General features: G+C 36.0%; 11 protein-coding genes. All 11 read left to right on the forward strand.

What is annotated here, in order from left to right; all coding sequences use genetic code 11:
• The first annotated feature begins 114 nt into the window (after nucleotides 1-114).
• The 11 genes from IW15_RS04020 (at nucleotide 115) to IW15_RS04070 (ending at nucleotide 17,493) form a co-directional block, all read left to right on the forward strand.
• Nucleotides 115-1,122, forward strand: coding sequence for a hypothetical protein (locus IW15_RS04020; RefSeq protein WP_034709437.1), 1,008 nt, complete (start codon nucleotides 115-117; stop codon nucleotides 1,120-1,122).
• A complete protein-coding gene (locus IW15_RS04025) occupies nucleotides 1,119-2,258 on the forward strand; it encodes an EpsG family protein (RefSeq protein ID WP_051881741.1) in 1,140 nt (379 codons plus the stop codon). The genes IW15_RS04020 and IW15_RS04025 overlap by 4 nt, the downstream gene beginning before the upstream one ends.
• Nucleotides 2,259-2,569: 311 nt before the next feature.
• A complete protein-coding gene (locus tag IW15_RS04030; RefSeq protein ID WP_051881743.1) occupies nucleotides 2,570-6,019 on the forward strand; it encodes a T9SS type A sorting domain-containing protein in 3,450 nt (1,149 codons plus the stop codon).
• Between the two features lie 277 nt (nucleotides 6,020-6,296).
• Nucleotides 6,297-8,849 carry a type I DNA topoisomerase gene (gene topA / locus IW15_RS04035; protein WP_034709441.1) on the forward strand — a complete coding sequence of 851 codons (2,553 nt, stop codon included), beginning with the start codon at nucleotides 6,297-6,299 and terminating at the stop codon, nucleotides 8,847-8,849.
• A gap of 106 nt (nucleotides 8,850-8,955) precedes the next feature.
• Nucleotides 8,956-10,026 (forward strand): formimidoylglutamase, encoded by a 1,071-nt coding sequence (locus IW15_RS04040; RefSeq protein WP_051881745.1) that lies wholly within the window; start codon nucleotides 8,956-8,958, stop codon nucleotides 10,024-10,026.
• A 3-nt stretch (nucleotides 10,027-10,029) separates the two neighbouring features.
• Complete coding sequence (locus IW15_RS04045; protein WP_034709442.1) at nucleotides 10,030-11,031, forward strand: glycosyltransferase family 2 protein; 1,002 nt, start codon at nucleotides 10,030-10,032, stop codon at nucleotides 11,029-11,031.
• A gap of 110 nt (nucleotides 11,032-11,141) precedes the next feature.
• Complete coding sequence (locus IW15_RS04050) at nucleotides 11,142-12,260, forward strand: glycosyltransferase family 4 protein (RefSeq protein WP_034709443.1); 1,119 nt, start codon at nucleotides 11,142-11,144, stop codon at nucleotides 12,258-12,260.
• A 39-nt stretch (nucleotides 12,261-12,299) separates the two neighbouring features.
• Nucleotides 12,300-13,145 carry a polysaccharide biosynthesis/export family protein gene (locus IW15_RS04055; protein ID WP_034709444.1) on the forward strand — a complete coding sequence of 282 codons (846 nt, stop codon included), beginning with the start codon at nucleotides 12,300-12,302 and terminating at the stop codon, nucleotides 13,143-13,145.
• Nucleotides 13,146-13,147: 2 nt separating this feature from the next.
• Complete coding sequence (locus tag IW15_RS04060) at nucleotides 13,148-15,634, forward strand: exopolysaccharide transport family protein (RefSeq protein ID WP_034709445.1); 2,487 nt, start codon at nucleotides 13,148-13,150, stop codon at nucleotides 15,632-15,634.
• 213 nt (nucleotides 15,635-15,847) lie between these two features.
• On the forward strand, nucleotides 15,848-16,738 hold the full coding sequence (gene porG / locus IW15_RS04065) for a type IX secretion system protein PorG (protein WP_034709446.1): 891 nt from the start codon (nucleotides 15,848-15,850) through the stop codon (nucleotides 16,736-16,738).
• A gap of 5 nt (nucleotides 16,739-16,743) precedes the next feature.
• Nucleotides 16,744-17,493 carry an isoprenyl transferase gene (locus tag IW15_RS04070; RefSeq protein WP_034709448.1) on the forward strand — a complete coding sequence of 250 codons (750 nt, stop codon included), beginning with the start codon at nucleotides 16,744-16,746 and terminating at the stop codon, nucleotides 17,491-17,493.
• Nucleotides 17,494-17,497 lie beyond the last annotated feature (4 nt).

Genomic DNA, 17,497 nt, shown 5'->3' on the forward strand with positions numbered 1-17,497 from the left:
CAATAAAATATTCCGGACTCAATAAAAAAAACTTTACTTTTGCAAAAGTTCCCTTATGATATAATGTATTTTAAAGCCAAATTATTATTAAAAAAATAAGAATCTGTTTTTGATATGTTGAAAAAAAATGATGAAAAAATAAATGGATTTCTATTTGTAGTAGTGCTCCCTCTTTTACTTTTTGCGATGTCCTATTATGGATTCGAGTCTTCTTATACCAGATTGAAGACCGCAGAAAGACCTCCGGATTTTTTATTTGCATCAGTCTATGCGTACCGGGTGATTCCTAATTATCTGAGTTTGTATATGACAGATGCATTTGCCTATGTGCAGGATCATTATCTTTATTTTTTTAAAGATTTTCTTTCAAAAAACGGGACGCCTTTTTATCATGCCCTATTTATATTCAATAGCTTTTTCTTTGTTTTATGTTCTGTGATTTTAAATAAGCTGCTTACATTCAGGACAGAAGAGTATTTAAACACTAATTTCAAAAGAATCATTCATTTGCTGTCTGTTTTCTTTATTGTCATTACTCAGTACGCACCCACTAATTGTGATATGATGGCTTTATTCTGTTACTTAACAGGGGTTTTACTCACGCTGGAATATTTGCATTCCGGAAAAAATGTCTACTTCTATGCTTTAACGGGATTGATTGTTTTTTCTACGTTTGTAAGAGAAACTGCATGTATCAATATTGCTTTTTTCGCGGCCGTTTTCATCAATATCAAGGATCTGAAAGAAGGAAAATATCAGGTGATCTGGAAAATATTTCCATTGGTTGCTGCCTTTCTAATTCCTTACCTTGGGCTTAGGATGATCATTTCACAGAAAGAGACGACTTTTGTAGAAGGTTTTTATATCGGCAGGAATTTTTCGAGCCCTTTTAATCTTGCAGGATTGGTTTTTGCCGTTGTTGTTCTTTATTTTATTAATACACTTTGCATCAGTAGAGAAAACAAAATTATTTTTGGGAAGTATCTTTTCTTCTCCATACCTTATCTTCTTATGATAACGCTGGTTGGGTTGTTTTGGGAAGTAAGACTTTTCCTGCCCTTGATTCTTACAGGGATTATCGTTGCCTATCATCAGTTTAAAAATCCCTTAGATTTGACATGAGTTTATTACACCCATATTATATCCTAGCAATTATTTACATGCTTTTCTTTAGTTTCCAGGAAGTTTTTGGAAATAAAGTAGAGAAGAAATGGTTTTGGTTTCTGGGAGTTTATCTCGTTATTATTGCGGGGCTGCGTAATGACGTAGGACCGGATTACGGAAGTTATAAAGGGATATACATTTATTCTGATATGAATAGCTATCTGAGCATATTCATGAAGGCTCTTCATATGCAGGGACCGGAAACGTTTGATGTCGAATGGTTGTATGTCCTGATCAATAAGGTATTGCTTAATGTCTTTAATGCTCCCTATTATATGCTTACGCTGGTGGTTGCCATATTTGCCATCTTCTTTAAAATAAAATATACCGAAGACAATACTTTCTATCCTTTTACCTTTACATTACTGATGTTTATTCCCAATTTTTTTATTGGGGAAAGCGGTCAGATCAGACAGAATCTTGGAACTTTCATGATTTATTTTGCAATACGCTATATAAAAGAACGGAAGCTGTGGCATTATCTTTTCTTTGTGTTTCTGGCATCAGGAATCCACAGTGTCTGTTACTTATTTTTACCGATGTACTGGCTGGCCCGGGTGCCATTGAATAAAACAGTAATGCTTATCCTTATTCTTGGGTCTGTATTTTTGTCGCCGTTTGAGGTGTACAGGGCGTTTGGTGACTTTTTGGGCAGTATGACGGCAGAAAGTAGCCTTGTAGAAGGTTTTAACGGATATGTGGATGTTGGGTCTCAGAGGCTGAATGGTGGTATCGGTATTCCGGAAGTGCTGATGGTTATTCTTACCTTTTTCCTTTTTGCTTTTGATACTCAGATGAAGGAAAAGTATCCTTACTACGAATACCATAGGAACTATACTGTGATTGGAATATGTTTTTATTTTATTTTCAGGAATAATCCCATATTTTCGTCAAGACTGGCGGGTGCGTTTGTTGGATTCTCTTATGTGATAATTCCTAATGCGATGTATGTGGTTTCTGATAATACTAAAAAGATGATTTATTCTTTTATTATCGCTCTTACCATTTTCAACTTCGTTGTTTTTTCAACCTTTAATAATATTAAGGCCGGAAGATTTACAATTGATCTTTATAAAAACTTCCTGCTTCCATAAAAATATTTTCCCTTAACAATATAATTGAAAGACGGCCATCAGGTCGTCTTTTTTTTGTGTTTTATCAACAATATAGCTTAAATGGGTTGTTAATATTTGTTCAACTTGATCTTGGTCATGAAAATATTAAATACAATCTTCTATTTTTGCAATTATTTGGATGTTTAATATTGTTTTTGTATTTATAATATAATAATTATAAAATATTTATATCATAATTAATGTATGATGTCGTTATTTATATTATAAATAGATTTATTTTGATAAAGGCTTAAAAATTGTATTTATGGTCTTAACACCAATTCAAGGATATGAGAAATTTAGTTGAAAAATTTGCGGCAATTTTTTGCTTAGTGTCGATTTGTATCTATTCTAGTAATAGTTTAGAAGGTAAGGGAAGGATTTCTTTGGTTGTGGAGACTCATACACCAACGTCCGATAGAAGATCAGATTCATTAGGGAAATCTGGTTATAACACACTGAATAGGGCGGTTGCCATAGACTGGACAAAAGCTCCTAACAGCTATATTTTTGATCCAAGCCAAAGCAGTGAAGGATTGTTGCTCCCCGTAAGAAAAGCTTATGCGATGTGGGAACAGGATAGTTATATTAAAGGAAGCGGAATTCCTAACGGTAAAATTACTGCTGATGTACTATGGGAAGACGTTCATGGTTTAATTAAATCAGGGTCCAATTATTCTTTAGAGATAATGGACACTAGCCAGAATGCAAAAATAAAAATTCCTATCAATAAGTCTAAAAAAGGGAACGCAGTTATTGCGTTCAGGGTAGATGGTGAAATCTACTGGAGCTGGCATATTTGGGTAACGGACGACCCTGGAAACGGATCTACCTATAAAAGCTTTGCCAATCTTACAAGAATGAGATCGGATGGCGTTATAGAACCTATTCCAGATTCCGACTGGAAATGGATGGACAGGAACTTGGGAGCTTTAAACAGCTCTATTACTGCATCAGACTGGAACAGAAGCATAGGATTGCTTTATCAGTGGGGTCGTAAAGACCCAATCCCTCCTTTGGTGACGAGAGGAAATGATTTCTATGAAGTTTCAGGATCTGTAGGAAGAGTAAGACATAGGGGAGCGAAAAACTTTACAGGTGCGGTAAGTATTGATGACCTAAGACAATTTGTTCTTTTGTCAAATGCTGAAGTCATCAACAACATAAGGCTTTCCGTGAAAAACCCTTTGAGTCTGATCTATGTGAATAAGAATGATAACACCGGCCAGGCATATTATAATAACAATGCAAATCTTCCTGTTAACTGGTTTGGAAAATCTACAGGAATGACTGACAACAGGCTGCCAGAGCTTAATTTATGGTCGGATAATTCACAAGGCAAGATAAGCACCAATTATAATAATGATACGAGCGCAAGACCCTATCGGGATAAATCGTCATATGATCCGTGTCCGAATGGCTGGAGAGTACCGTCGATGCTTGTTGCCAATCTGGCTTCTCCATCCTACATAGATGATATCAGAGTAGATTTTTCTCCTTTTGGAGTCAGGACAAACATGCCAAAGAATACTTTCGAAACCAATAAATACCATATCATAAAGCCAACCGATAATGGTGTTCCGGCGTTTATGACAGGATTTAGAGCCTATTCTAATTTTGGTTTTGACTTATCGAATGCAGGAGGTTATAATATGGGAATATTCCCGGGAACCGGACAGCTGATAAGAGGTGCTCATTTAGGGCAGTACAGTGATCAGCATCATACAGCATTGTGGACGGCAACGATGTCCAGACATTTTGACGCCTCACCTGCGGTAGGAGTCAGAGGATTATTTATGATTCCGGATAAAGGACAGCCTGATGTACCGGATCCTAATTTTCCTACTATAAAAGGCCGGTATTTTTATCAGCCATTGGCGGGGATGTATACCTCAGATGCCAACGGATGCAGATGTATAAAGGATCCGCTTTATGTTGTTGACGGCTATGATTTTCCTACAGAATATTTAATGGCACCCGTAGAGTATAGAGAGGGAATTAACAATCCCAATACCTATCAGCTTGTTAAGAAAGATTCATCTTTTACCATTGATATCCCGGTAAGTAAAGCATTTTCTGTACAAAGCCAGTTGCTGAATAACCAGGATATATTAGATCCATCCAGTTTTAATAATTTAAAAGCAAATGTTCTATGGACCACCAATACGAATTTAATCAATAAAATATCAGTAGTCAATCCATCTCCTGCTTCACTATCAACGATAGGAAGCTCTAAAATTTCAGTTGAGATAAGACCCAGTCAGAGCGGAAATGCAGTGGTAACCCTTCATAATGGAAGTATCACCAATCCGGTATATTGGAGCTGGCATATCTGGATAACAGACAGCACCGTAGGTTCATATTCTTATACAACGGAACTTCCGGTAACTGCAGCCGTAAATTACTTAAATTATGTACCTAAAGCAGATGTAGTACTGCAGACAGAATTTATGGACAGGAATTTGGGAGCTACCGATGCCTTTCCTGCTGTAGCAAATCCGCTTACTCCCAATACGGCGGAACTGGCGGCGATAAGAGCATCTACGGGGCTGCATTACCAATGGGGAAGAAAAGATCCCATTCCCGTCTTTCAGTATGCAGATAACAGAGCCTCGTACAATGTATTCCTGGGAACTACAGCTGATAACGGAACCATTACCTATACAACACTTACTCCCACCATATACAACAATATGGCAGGAAGTTACATTGTTCCTTACAATACATACGCAGGAAATTCCAATGTATTAGCTTCTGACGTGCCTGCAGATAAAGTGGCGAAAGTATTATCATATTCGGTAAAGAATCCTTTAGTATATATGATTCCAAGTTCTTTTGCTCCTTTCAACAGTGCAACTCCTAATTATACCAATGGAACGGACTGGCTGGCCAACGAACCCAACTTAGCTCCCGACAGGTGGGGAAGAGGTGGAAAAAAATCACCTTTTGATCCTTGTCCCGAAGGCTGGAGAATTCCAGATCTTACCAGTACTGCACTTGTTTCAGGACAGGATTTTGGACAAACGCCATGGTATAAAAAAGATAAAAATATAGCGACTTCATACAGCGTGGCTACAGACTATGCAGGAAGCAGAGTGAGAAACCCTTCAACGACTTCTACTATAGGATATATGTTCCTTGATGCCTCTTATCAGATAGGCAGCTTTCCTGATTCAGGAGCTCGTGGATTTAGAAGTGTAATCGGAAACCAAAGCAGTCAGGGCACGTTTAATACCGTGAATTTTCAATATCCGGGTATATGGACCGATGCTTTAAGTTCAAATTACATGGGGAGATCGGTGAGTATTGTTTTTGATGCAGCATCCACAGCAAACCGTTTTATCGCTTTTCATGATAATAATGATCCGTATTTTGCCATGAGCTGCCGTTGTTCCAAAATAAAATATGATACCAACGGAAACGAAGAAGGTCCTGTTCCAAGATTACCTGTAGCTGCACTGCCGGCAACTAAGGCGGCTCCCATATTGAGTAAAGCAGACGTTGAGACAAAAGTTAAAGAAAACAGAATTTCTGTATTCCCAAATCCGGTAAAGAATATGCTGTATATTAAAGCAACACAAGAGAAAGGATACTTCTATCAGATTTATAATATGTCCGGACAAATGATAAAGTCCGGGAAATTTGAAAATGAAAAGACAGATCTTTCATCATTGATTTCAGGAGCCTATTTAATAAGGATAAATAATTCTGAGACAATAGTGAAAATAATTAAAGAATAGTATTAGAATAAGTGATTGATGAAGGAAGTAGAACATAGTCAATTGTTCTGCTTCCTTTTTTTATTGGTGCAAATCCTTTACTCTATGACGATTGGTGAAAAATTCTATATCATCCGTTGTTTCCCTTTCTGTTGATGCTTAAAATGTATTCTATGAGGTAGTTAGTGTTTTGTAGGATGCACTCCAGGCCCTTGAATAAACTTTTTTAATTGTCAAATTAAATTTCCAGAACAAAAAGTATATAATAAAAAAGCTTTACTTTTGCAAAAATTTTAGAATGTCGAAAAATTTAGTAATCGTTGAGTCCCCTGCAAAAGCAAAAACTATTCAGAAATATTTAGGGAAAGATTTCGATGTGAAATCCAGTTTCGGACATATCCGTGATCTGCCTAAAAAAGGAATGGGAATAGACCTGGCGACCTTCAGTCCCGATTACGAAGTTTCCGCAGATAAAAAGAAATTAGTAACAGAGCTTAAAGCTGCTGTGAAGAAAGCCGAAATGGTTTGGCTGGCTTCCGATGAAGACCGGGAAGGAGAAGCTATTGCCTGGCATTTAGCAGATGAATTAAAACTGAAACCAGAAAACAGAAAACGAATTGTTTTCCATGAGATTACTAAAAATGCCATTCTGAAAGCGATCGAAAATCCAAGAGATATAGATCAGAACTTAGTGAATGCCCAACAGGCAAGAAGAGTATTAGACAGGATTGTAGGTTTTGAGATGTCTCCGGTTCTCTGGAAAAAAGTAAAACCGGGACTGTCTGCAGGAAGAGTTCAGTCAGTAGCTGTAAGATTAATTGTTGAAAGAGAAAAAGAAATCCGCGAATTTGTACCAAAAGCAAGTTTCAAAGTAGATGGAATATTCTTAAACAACAACGAACAGGAAATCGCGTCCAAACTTAAAAAAGACTTCGAAAAAGAAGCTGATGCAGAAAAATTTCTTGAGCAGGCAAGAACCACAGAATTCAAAGTTCTGAATGTTGAAACAAAACCGGGAACACGTTCTGCTTCTGCACCGTTTACAACCTCTACCTTACAGCAGGAAGCTTCCTCAAGATTAGGATATAATGTAACCAATACCATGCGTCTTGCACAGAGACTGTATGAAGAAGGATTCATTACCTATATGAGAACAGACTCTGTAAACCTTTCTCAGGAAGCCATTGAAGGTGCAAAAAAGCAAATCGTTTCAGAATATGGATCCGAATATTCTGCACCAAGAAACTATACAACAAAATCAGCCTCTGCACAGGAAGCTCACGAAGCTATCCGTCCTACAGATTTTTCAGTGAAAACAATCGGAGATGTGCAGCTTAGTAAATTATATCAGTTAATATACAGAAGAACACTGGCTTCTCAGATGGCTAATGCCAAAATAGAAAAGACGGTTATTGAAATAGGAAACTCAAAACTGCCTCAGCATTTTGAAGCACAGGGTGAAGTAATTATCTTCGACGGTTTCTTAAAAGCATACGGAATTGTAAAAGCAGAAGATGATGATGAGGAAAACAACGAAAAACTATTACCGAAAGTAAGTGTTGGTGAAGTTTTAAGCTATAAAACAATTACAGCAACCGAAAAATTCACCAGACCAAGTGCGAGATACACGGAAGCAGGATTGGTAAGAAAACTGGAAGATTTAGGAATAGGACGTCCGTCAACATATGCACCAACCATTCAAACGATTCAGAATCGTGAATATGTGGACAAAAGAGAAATAGAACCTCAAACCCGTGAGGTCGTGAAAATTTCTTTAGCAAAAGATAAAATTAAAAAAGTAGTCCTTGATGAAAAATTCGGGGGAGACAAAAATAAATTCATTCCGACAGATATCGGTGAAGTGGTAAGTGATTTCTTAACCGAAAACTTCAAAGAAATTCTGGATTACGGATTCACGGCAAGAGTAGAAGGAAGCTTCGACGAAATTGCCAACGGAGGCCAGAAATGGAAAGAAATGATGATGGATTTCTACTCGAAATTCCATCCTAGAATTGCAGATGTAGAAGAAAATGCTGACCGTGCAACAGGAGACCGACTTTTAGGTGTTGATCCTAAAACCGGAAAAAATGTTCATGCAAGAATCGGAAGATTTGGAGCCATGATACAGATTGGAGAAACGGAAGATGAAGAAAAACCAACTTTTGCATCATTAATGACGGGACAGAATATCGCCACCATTACTTTTGATGAAGCATTAGAACTTTTCAAGCTGCCTTTTGAGCTTAGTGATTTTGAAGAGCAGCCGGTTTCCGTAGGCGTTGGAAGATTTGGTCCCTACGTAAAATGGGGCGAAACGTACATCAGTATTCCGAAAGGAGAAGATCCGCTTTCTGTAAATCAGGAAAGAGCAGAAGAGATCATCAAAGAAAAGAAACTGGCCGACGCGCCGATTGCTACCTACAAAGGAGAACCTGTAACCAAAGGAACAGGAAGATTCGGTCCGTTCATCAAATACAAGAGCATTTTCGTCAATGTTCCTAAAAAATATGATTTTGAAAACCTTTCTCAAAGTGATATCAACGAATTGATAGACGCTAAACTGGAGAAAGAAGCCAACAGATACATCCAGCAGTGGGAAAAAGAGAAAATCTCTATTGAAAACGGCAGATGGGGACCTTTTGTTAAATTTGGAAAAGCCATGTTCAAGATCCCTAAGAAAAAAGATGACACCAAATATGAAGCGGATGAGCTGAAAGAGATCTCATTAGATGAGGTTAAAAAATGGATCACCGATCAGGATAAAAATGCTTTCGCAGAGAAAAAGAAACCAGCCACAAAGAAAAAAGCGCCGGCTGCTGCTAAAAAAGCACCTGCAGCAAAGAAAAAGTAATCCTAAAAGAATAATAAGAAGCCATTAACATTGTGTGTTAATGGCTTTTTTTATACCATAAAATGATTTTATTTTAATATTTTTGATCTTTAAGATAGATTAGAGAATGGATTTTGAAGACTTTATTATTTCACCCAGAAATTTCAAAACGGAAAGCTGGCAGATCGGAAATCAGATTACCAAAGAAATAAAAGAAGACAGTATTGTTATTCTGTTTGTTTCAGATTACAGAGGCTCGGATGGAGAAGCCGAAGTGCAGGACTTTACAGCAGTAAGGAAAGAATTTTACAAGCTTTCTCAGCTGGATTTTGATATTCCGGTGGTAGACCTTGGAGATCTGGTTTCTGGAAAATCAGTTCAGGATTCTCATTACATCCTGCAGGAGGTGTTGTCAGCATGTCATTACAAAAGAGCCATTCCCGTTATTATCGGCGGGTCCAATGATTTTGCTTTCTCACTGTTTTCCGGGTTAAACTTCCATCATAAAAATATCAATTATACACAGATCAGCAATATCATCTCTCTAAAGCAGGGCGAACATATTAATGAATATACTTTTTTAAGTAAAATTTTTGGTGCTAAAGATTTTTCCATTAAAAACTATCACCATTTAGGATATCAGAAACATTTGAATGAAGCAGATTCTGTAAGGCTGATTAAAGAAGTGGAATTTGAGATCATCCGCCTGGCTGAAATGATGAATTCCACAGAAAAAACAGAGCCTTTCTTCAGAAAAGCAGATCTGGTGACGGTAAACTGTGACGCGATAGAAAGTTTTAGCACTCCTTTTTCCATGAATCCACAGGTAAATGGATTAAACAGAAGAGAAATATGTGCCTATATGAAAGAAATTGGCCTTAGTGAGAACCTGAAATCCGTAGGGATTTTTAATTATAATATCTATTCTGAAAACCAGCTGAACCACCAGCTCCTTGCTCAGATGCTCTGGTACCTGATTGAGGGGATTAATATCCAGAGATCGCATCCTAAAGAAAGACAGTACGAAGTGTTTTATATTTTGATCGACGACACACAATATGCATTCAAGCGTGATACTTTCAGTAATTTGTGGTATTTTGGCGATGATGAAAATATAGAAAACTGCATTCCGTGTTCAAGAAAAGATTTTGATGAAGCCAAAAAAGGCTGGCTGAACGCGCGATTGACGAAATTTTAATGTATGACAAGTATTCCCTCCAAAATTTCCATTATTGTTCCTGTTTATAACGTTGAAAACTACCTCGCTAAATGTCTTGATTCTTTGGTTGGCCAAAGCCATCAGCATATTGAAATTGTAGTAGTCAACGACGGAAGTAAGGATCAGTCTGAACAGATCATTCAGCAATATGCACAAAAGTATCCCGAAAAAATAAAAGCTTTTTCCAAAATAAACGGAGGTTTAAGTGATGCCCGTAACTTTGGTCTCGACAGAGCGACCGGAGATTATATCGGTTTTGTAGACAGCGACGATTACGTTACAGAAACAATGTTTGAAGAAATGCTGCAACTTGCAGAAAAACATCAGGCTAAAATGGTCATCTGCAATATTCAAAAAGTAGATCAGAACGGAAAAATCACTCAGAAGCTGACACAAATTCCCAATATGCCTGAAAAGATTGACCTGGAAAAGAACTTTTCTGTTTTTTCGGACGTCAGTTATTTTGCATGTAATAAATTATTTAAAAAAGACCTTTTTGAGCATAGGAGATTTAAAAAAGGGATTCATTTTGAAGACATTCAGCTTATCCCACAGCTTTTATTGCAATGTGATACCCTTGCTCAGACCCAGAATTTCCATTATCAATATCTTGAACGCACTGACTCTATTACAAAAACCCATACCGAAAAAGGATTGGATATTCTGAAAGCGGTAGAAGATGTGGAGCAGTTTTTTGAAAAATCTCCCTATTCTGATAAAAGAAAAGAGCTGAAAAATTTTCAGATTTTTGAAGGCGTTTATTCCTTTCTTGCGTATTTGGCATTTGTAAAAGATCCTGAAACTTTTTATGGAATGTCCGATAAACTGAGCATTTTCATGAAAGAAAGGAAAATAAAAATCAAAGATATATTCAACTATAGTCGTTTTGGTAAAAATTATCTTTTATATTTGCCACTGAAAAAAAAGATTTTTTATCTGCTGTTTTTTGCCGGACAAAAAAGGCTGATAAAAAAGTTAATGTAAACACAAATGTAAGTACTATCGTTTCGGTCAGTAAAAACTTTGAAGAAGATGTTTTTATACAATTCTTATGATAAGTTATTAAAAGAAGCACATCTGTACTAGATAAAAAAATGAAGAATTTTGAATTGTTCTTAAGCGAGTCGGGGATTTCTATTTTCTACGTGAAGATAGGGCTAGGCTTCGTATTTTCCTTTTTAATCACTTTTTTCTCAATACCTACCATCGTAAAGATCTCCAGAAGGAAGAATCTTATGGATGAGCCGGGGATAAGGAGTTCACATCTTAGAAAAATTCCCAATTTGGGAGGTATCGCCATTTTTTATTCCATTGGAATCTGCGCTTCTATTTTTGCGTACGAACTTTTTGATCTCTATAAATTCTTATTTGCTTCACTCATTATTCTTTTGTATGTAGGAGTAATGGATGATATTGTGGTGATGAGGGCTTATAAAAAACTCGTTGCCCAGATTGTGGTTTCTGCACTTATCGTTGTTGGATCAGACATCAGAATAAGGAGTTTATTTGGAATATTCGGAATATATGAATTCAATTATTGGGCGAGTATCCTTTTCAGTATCATAACCTTTATTATCCTTATCAATGCTTTCAATTTAATTGATGGTATTGATGGTTTAGCAGGTGGGTATTCTGTGATTTGCAGTGCATTATTTGGAATAAGCTACTATAGATTAGGAGAATATAATTATCCGTTGGTAGTTTTATCTGTGATCATCATAGGAACCGTTTTAGCATTCCTCTACTACAATTTATCAAACTATAGAACCAACAAAATATTCATGGGAGATACCGGGTCGATGCTGCTGGGCTTTTTACTGGCATTTACCTGCATCTGTTTTATTGATATTTTTATTGATAAAAAATTACCTAATATTCCAAAGTATCATCTTCAATCGGCACCTGTTGTGGCAGTTGCTATACTTATTTTGCCAATTGTAGATACGCTAAACGTAATTATTATTAGACTTTGCAACAAAAAATCCCCTTTTGATGCTGATAAAAACCATATCCATCACAAACTACTGAAACTTGATCTTACCCATAGAAGATCAACGTTCTATATCATTGTTTATTATCTGATGATAGTGGCAGTAGCTTATTATTTAAGACACTTAAATATAAATCTGTTATTGTTTATTGTGTTGTCATTAGGATTCTTTGGAGCCTATTTGCCGGATTTGGTTTATCGTTTAAGAAATAATAAAAACTAAGAATTTAATCTTTACTTTTGTAAACAACATTCAAATATGATGAAGAACTTTAAGTATTTATTTTTAATAGTACCCTTTTTGATCACATCCTGCATCACTACAAAAGATGTGAGGTACATGCAGCCAAACGAAAGTCTGGTAATTAATGAAGAAGGACTGATCCCGTATAATATTCCCACATACAGAATTACAAAAAACGATATACTCAATTTGAATATTGTTACCACTCCCAAAGGGGATGCAGCTCAATTCTACTCTTCGTTTAATACATCAGGGGGCGTCAGTGGAGTATCATTGAATAATCCTGCAACAGGAGGAGCATCAACCACAGGTGGAAATACAAATTTCTATTTTAACGGATTAAAAGTTGACTCTAACGGAGATATTAACATTTTTGGAATTGGTTATATAAAAGCAGAAGGAAGAACCATTGAGGATATGACCAAAGAGATCCAGGAAAAGGTAAATGAAAATTTTCAGGACGGAAAATCAGAAGTAAGACTCAATACAGACGGAATTACCTACTATATTCTTGGAGATGTGGAAACTACAGCTCTTTCAGGAGAGAAAGTAGCCCATAAAAATACCCTCAATATTACGGAAGCTTTGGCTATCAATGGAGGGCTTAACAGAACCATTGACAGAAAAAATATTGTGATACACAGGAAATTACCGGAAGGGATTAAAGTGGCAAAAATAGACCTTACCCGTGAAGATGTTATGAATTCTCCTTATTATTACATACAGAATGGGGACGAAATTTATTTGAATACCAGAGCGAAAAGCTTAAATGGATTTGGAAAAGATCCTATACAGACTTTAATTTCTGGTGTATCCGTAATTACTACAGCATTATCAATTTACCTACTTCTTAAAAACCTTTAATCATGATTCCAGGAAAAGACATTAAAGTAGGGAGAGAAGATTCGCCTAAAGAGAAGTACGGTTCATTTGCATTATTTGATATCGAGCATTTTCTAAGAAGAATACTCAAAAATTGGTATTGGTTCGTTTTCATGCTGACTATTGGTTACCTTGTTTCTTGGGTATATACCAAATACTATGCACAGAGCATTTATGCATCCAATTTATCTTTAAGTGTATCGAATAATACGGCAAGCTATTTTACTCCTAATCAATCCATCAACTTCATTTGGGGACAGAACGGGAATCAGGATGGAATTTACCTGAAAAAAATGCTTTTGTCAAGATCTCACAATGAGTTTTTGGTTAAAGAACTCGACCTTTTTGTTAATTATTCTACGAAGGGAGTGATCAAATCTACCTATCTGGATAAAGATGATTCACCTATTTTTCTGCAAATTGACAAAAAACATCTTCAGCAGATTGATTATCCTATCACTATAATACCGAAAGGAAATGGTTCCTATGAAGTCGTTTTACCGGAAGAAGGACAATCTACCAGTCTGTACAGCTATGAATCGGAAGGATATCAATCTATTAGCAGCTATAATAGGCCTGCTAATAAGATCATAAAAGTAAATGAGTGGTATGATTCGCCGAATCTAAGATTCAGACTGCTTCCCAATCCTGCTCTTTCTAAAATCAAACTTGATAATATTATCATAAATCTGAGTTCGGTAAATAATAGCGTTAACGAAATTATTTCTACAACAGGAGTAGATTTTGATAAGGAAATCGGGACTATCATGATTATTACTAAAAAAGGATATAATCTGAACAGTACCGTAAACTTTTTGAATAAATCTGTGACAGAGCTTCAGAAAAAAAGATTGGCTGACAAGAATACAGTCAATAAAAATACAGAAGTTTATCTTCAGGGGAATCTTAGCAGTATACGTAAGAAATTGGATTCCAGTGCCAATGTTTTAAACTATTTAAAAACATCCGAAAAACTTTATAATATCAAAGACAGAGATGAAAAATCTCTGGAGGCGATCAAAGATCTTGAAGCTAAAAAAGCAGACATTATAAGCAAAATAAGCTCACTGAATAATATTAAAAATACGCTTCAGTCTCAGAATTTTGACAAGATGATCAGTACCAATGCGGCAGGCTTTGAAGATGGTCTTTTCTCTGCATCTGTAACGGAGTTGAAAGCATTATATCTTAAGAAAAGAGAAATGGCGGCGATCTATAAACCGAATTCCGAACCGATGAAGGAGATCAACAGGCTTATTGATGATGCTAAAATGAGTTCTTCGGGAACTTTAAGGAATTATTACACGAGATACTATGATGAAATTAACAAGATTGACAGACAGGTAGCAGAAGCAAACTCCGATTTGGTAACATACCCGGAAAAAGAAAGAAGGTATCTTGATGCAGAAAGGGGGTATAACATGATTGAAGCGACCTATAACAGCTTGTTGGGACGCCAGAATGAAGCTCAGATGAAAGTAGCCACCAATCAGTCTGACATTACCGTAATTGACCCTGCCAAGAACCTGGGACAGTCACCAATCGGGCCTAATGTAAAAGCAACTAAAGCAGCGATTGTGTTTGGGTTATTACTTCTGCCGTTGCTGTTTATTTTAATCGGTGAATTGCTTGACAGTAAAATTAGGAATATCAAAGAACTGTTGAGCGCAACTAAAATCCCACTGCTTGGTGTTATTGGAAACAATACCAATGAAAACATGCTTACCGTATTAGAACAGTCAAAATCATCGGTTTCAGAATCATTCAGGGGAATCAGGGCCAATATGAGATTCCTGATGAATAATGATGATGAAAAAGGCAAAGTAATACTGATAACATCATCTATTGGAGGAGAAGGGAAAACATATATTTCCATTAACCTGGCCTCTGTAATAGGGCTGAGTGATAAAAAAACCATCCTGTTGGGAATGGACTTAAGAAAGCCTAAAATTTTCGGAGATTTTAAAATTGACAATAAATATGGAATCTCCAATTATCTGACAGGAGAAGTATCCATTGAACAGATTATCAATAAAACGAAAGTTCCGAACCTGGATGTGGCTACATCTGGGCCAATCCCGCCAAATCCTTCTGAACTCTTAATGAGCGAAAAGAATATTAAATTTATTGACGCTCTGAGAGAAAAGTATGATTATATTATCATTGATTCTCCGCCGGTAGGTCTGGTAGCGGATTCTTATGAATTAATGAAGCAATCTGATGCCAATATCTATGTTGTCCGTCATGAATACACAGAAAAGTATATGCTGAAGATGATTACGGAAAAGTATCATAATGATGAAATTGAGCATTTAGGACTTATTTATAATGATTATAATACCAAACAGGGGTACGGATATGGCTATGGATACGGTTATGGGTATGGATACTTTGATGAAGATAAAAATTATAAAGAACCTTTATTGATTAAAATAAGAAATAAGATACAGACAATATTTAATAAAAAATAGTGTTTTAAACCCTCATGTAATGGGGGTTTTTTCATACTCTGATCAATTTCATTCTATCGAAAAAAGAATATTTTTGCCACTTTATCGTTTACTTTATAACAAATTATGTTTTTTTGTTTATTTTTAACTAAACATTAAGATTATCATTAATATAAAAATGTTTTATATTTGCAAAAATTAAATTTTAAAATAACCATAAATCCGTATTCTTTTATGAATAAAAAATTATTGTTTAGCTTTCTTGCCCTCTTAGGATTGGTAAGTGTTAAAGCACAAAGAAACGAATTGGGAATTCGTCTGGGTATGAGTAACCTAGTAGGGGACGTAGGAAGAACCAATTATATTTTACAAAAGCCGTTGGATTTAGATAGGATGTCGGAATGGGGAGTCCCATTTTATGGTGGTTTATTATATAGATTTAATTTTAATCCGCATCAGACCGTTAGATTGGACCTGGGATACAACCAGATTCAGTTTAGTGATAAAGTTGCTAAAGAAGAATATAGAAAAAATAGAAACGCATTCGGAAAGAATAATGTGTACGAAGCAAGTTTAATGTTTGAATACAACTTCTTTCCAGTGAATAATGAGCAAATCAGTATGTTGAGTCCATACATTTTCGGAGGGATTGGTGCTTTGATGTTTGACGCTCCTAAAGCAACGCTTGTTAATGATTTTAGAAGAGATGCAGACGGGGTGGCACAGGCTCCTATTAATGAGTTGGATTTTACAACGACTGCGCAATATTCATTAGGAAAAAAGACAACAGTACATATTCCTTTTGGAGTAGGTTTGAAATATAAATTTAACCATAACTGGGCTATATTTGCAGAAGCTACATTCAGATATACCTTGACTGATCAGTTAGATCACAGCAAAGTGCTTTCTAAAGATGTAAAGTATTCTTATAATGCAGATATTCTGAATCCTTCAACAGGAGGTTCATTGCTGCAGTCTGGAAATTATTATGCAGTTTCCAAAGAAAGAGAGGCCGAGATTATCGGTAAAAGAAATATTGGGGATGGAAATTCTAACGATTGGATGAACACGTTCAGTTTAGGACTGACTTATTCATTCGGTAGACCTCCATGCTATTGTGATTAATTAATATGTCGTTGATTAAAGATAAAATAAATTCAGAGAATTTACCGAAACACGTAGCCATCATTATGGATGGCAATGGGAGATGGGCAAAATCTCGTGGCGAAGACAGAACTTTCGGTCACAAAAATGCCATTAATGCTGTAAGAAATGCTATTAACGCATGTAATGAGGTCAATATACCCTATTTAACGCTTTATACATTTTCTTCTGAAAATTGGAGCCGTCCAGAAAATGAAGTAAATACTTTAATGAATTTACTCGTTGAAACTTTATTACTGGAAGCCGAAGAAATTTTTAGTAAAGGATTGAGAATGCATGTTATAGGGAATTTGGATAAACTGCCTTCCCTAGTGAAAGAACAATTGCTGCGTGTCGTGGAACTTACAAAAGAAAACACAAAAGGCAATTTAGTATTGGCAATAAGCTACGGCTCACAAAACGAAATACTGGATGCCATAAAAAATATAAGTTCTGATGTGAAAGAAGGAAAGATAGATGTAGAGAATATTGATGAAAAATTATTCGAAAGCTATCTTTATACAAAAGACTTTCCGCCTGTAGACCTGCTTATTAGAACAAGCGGGGAAATAAGGATAAGCAACTTCCTCCTTTGGCAGATTGCTTATGCAGAACTACAGTTTTTAAATGTCCTATGGCCGGATTTTACCAAAGATATTTTTTTCCAGTGCATTGTAGATTACCAAAGCAAAGAAAGAAGATACGGATTAACCGGAGAGCAAATAAAAGCTCAATAAATTT

Origin of the sequence: Chryseobacterium soli (assembly GCF_000737705.1) — a bacterium.
Classification (GTDB): Bacteria; Bacteroidota; Bacteroidia; order Flavobacteriales; family Weeksellaceae; genus Chryseobacterium; species Chryseobacterium soli.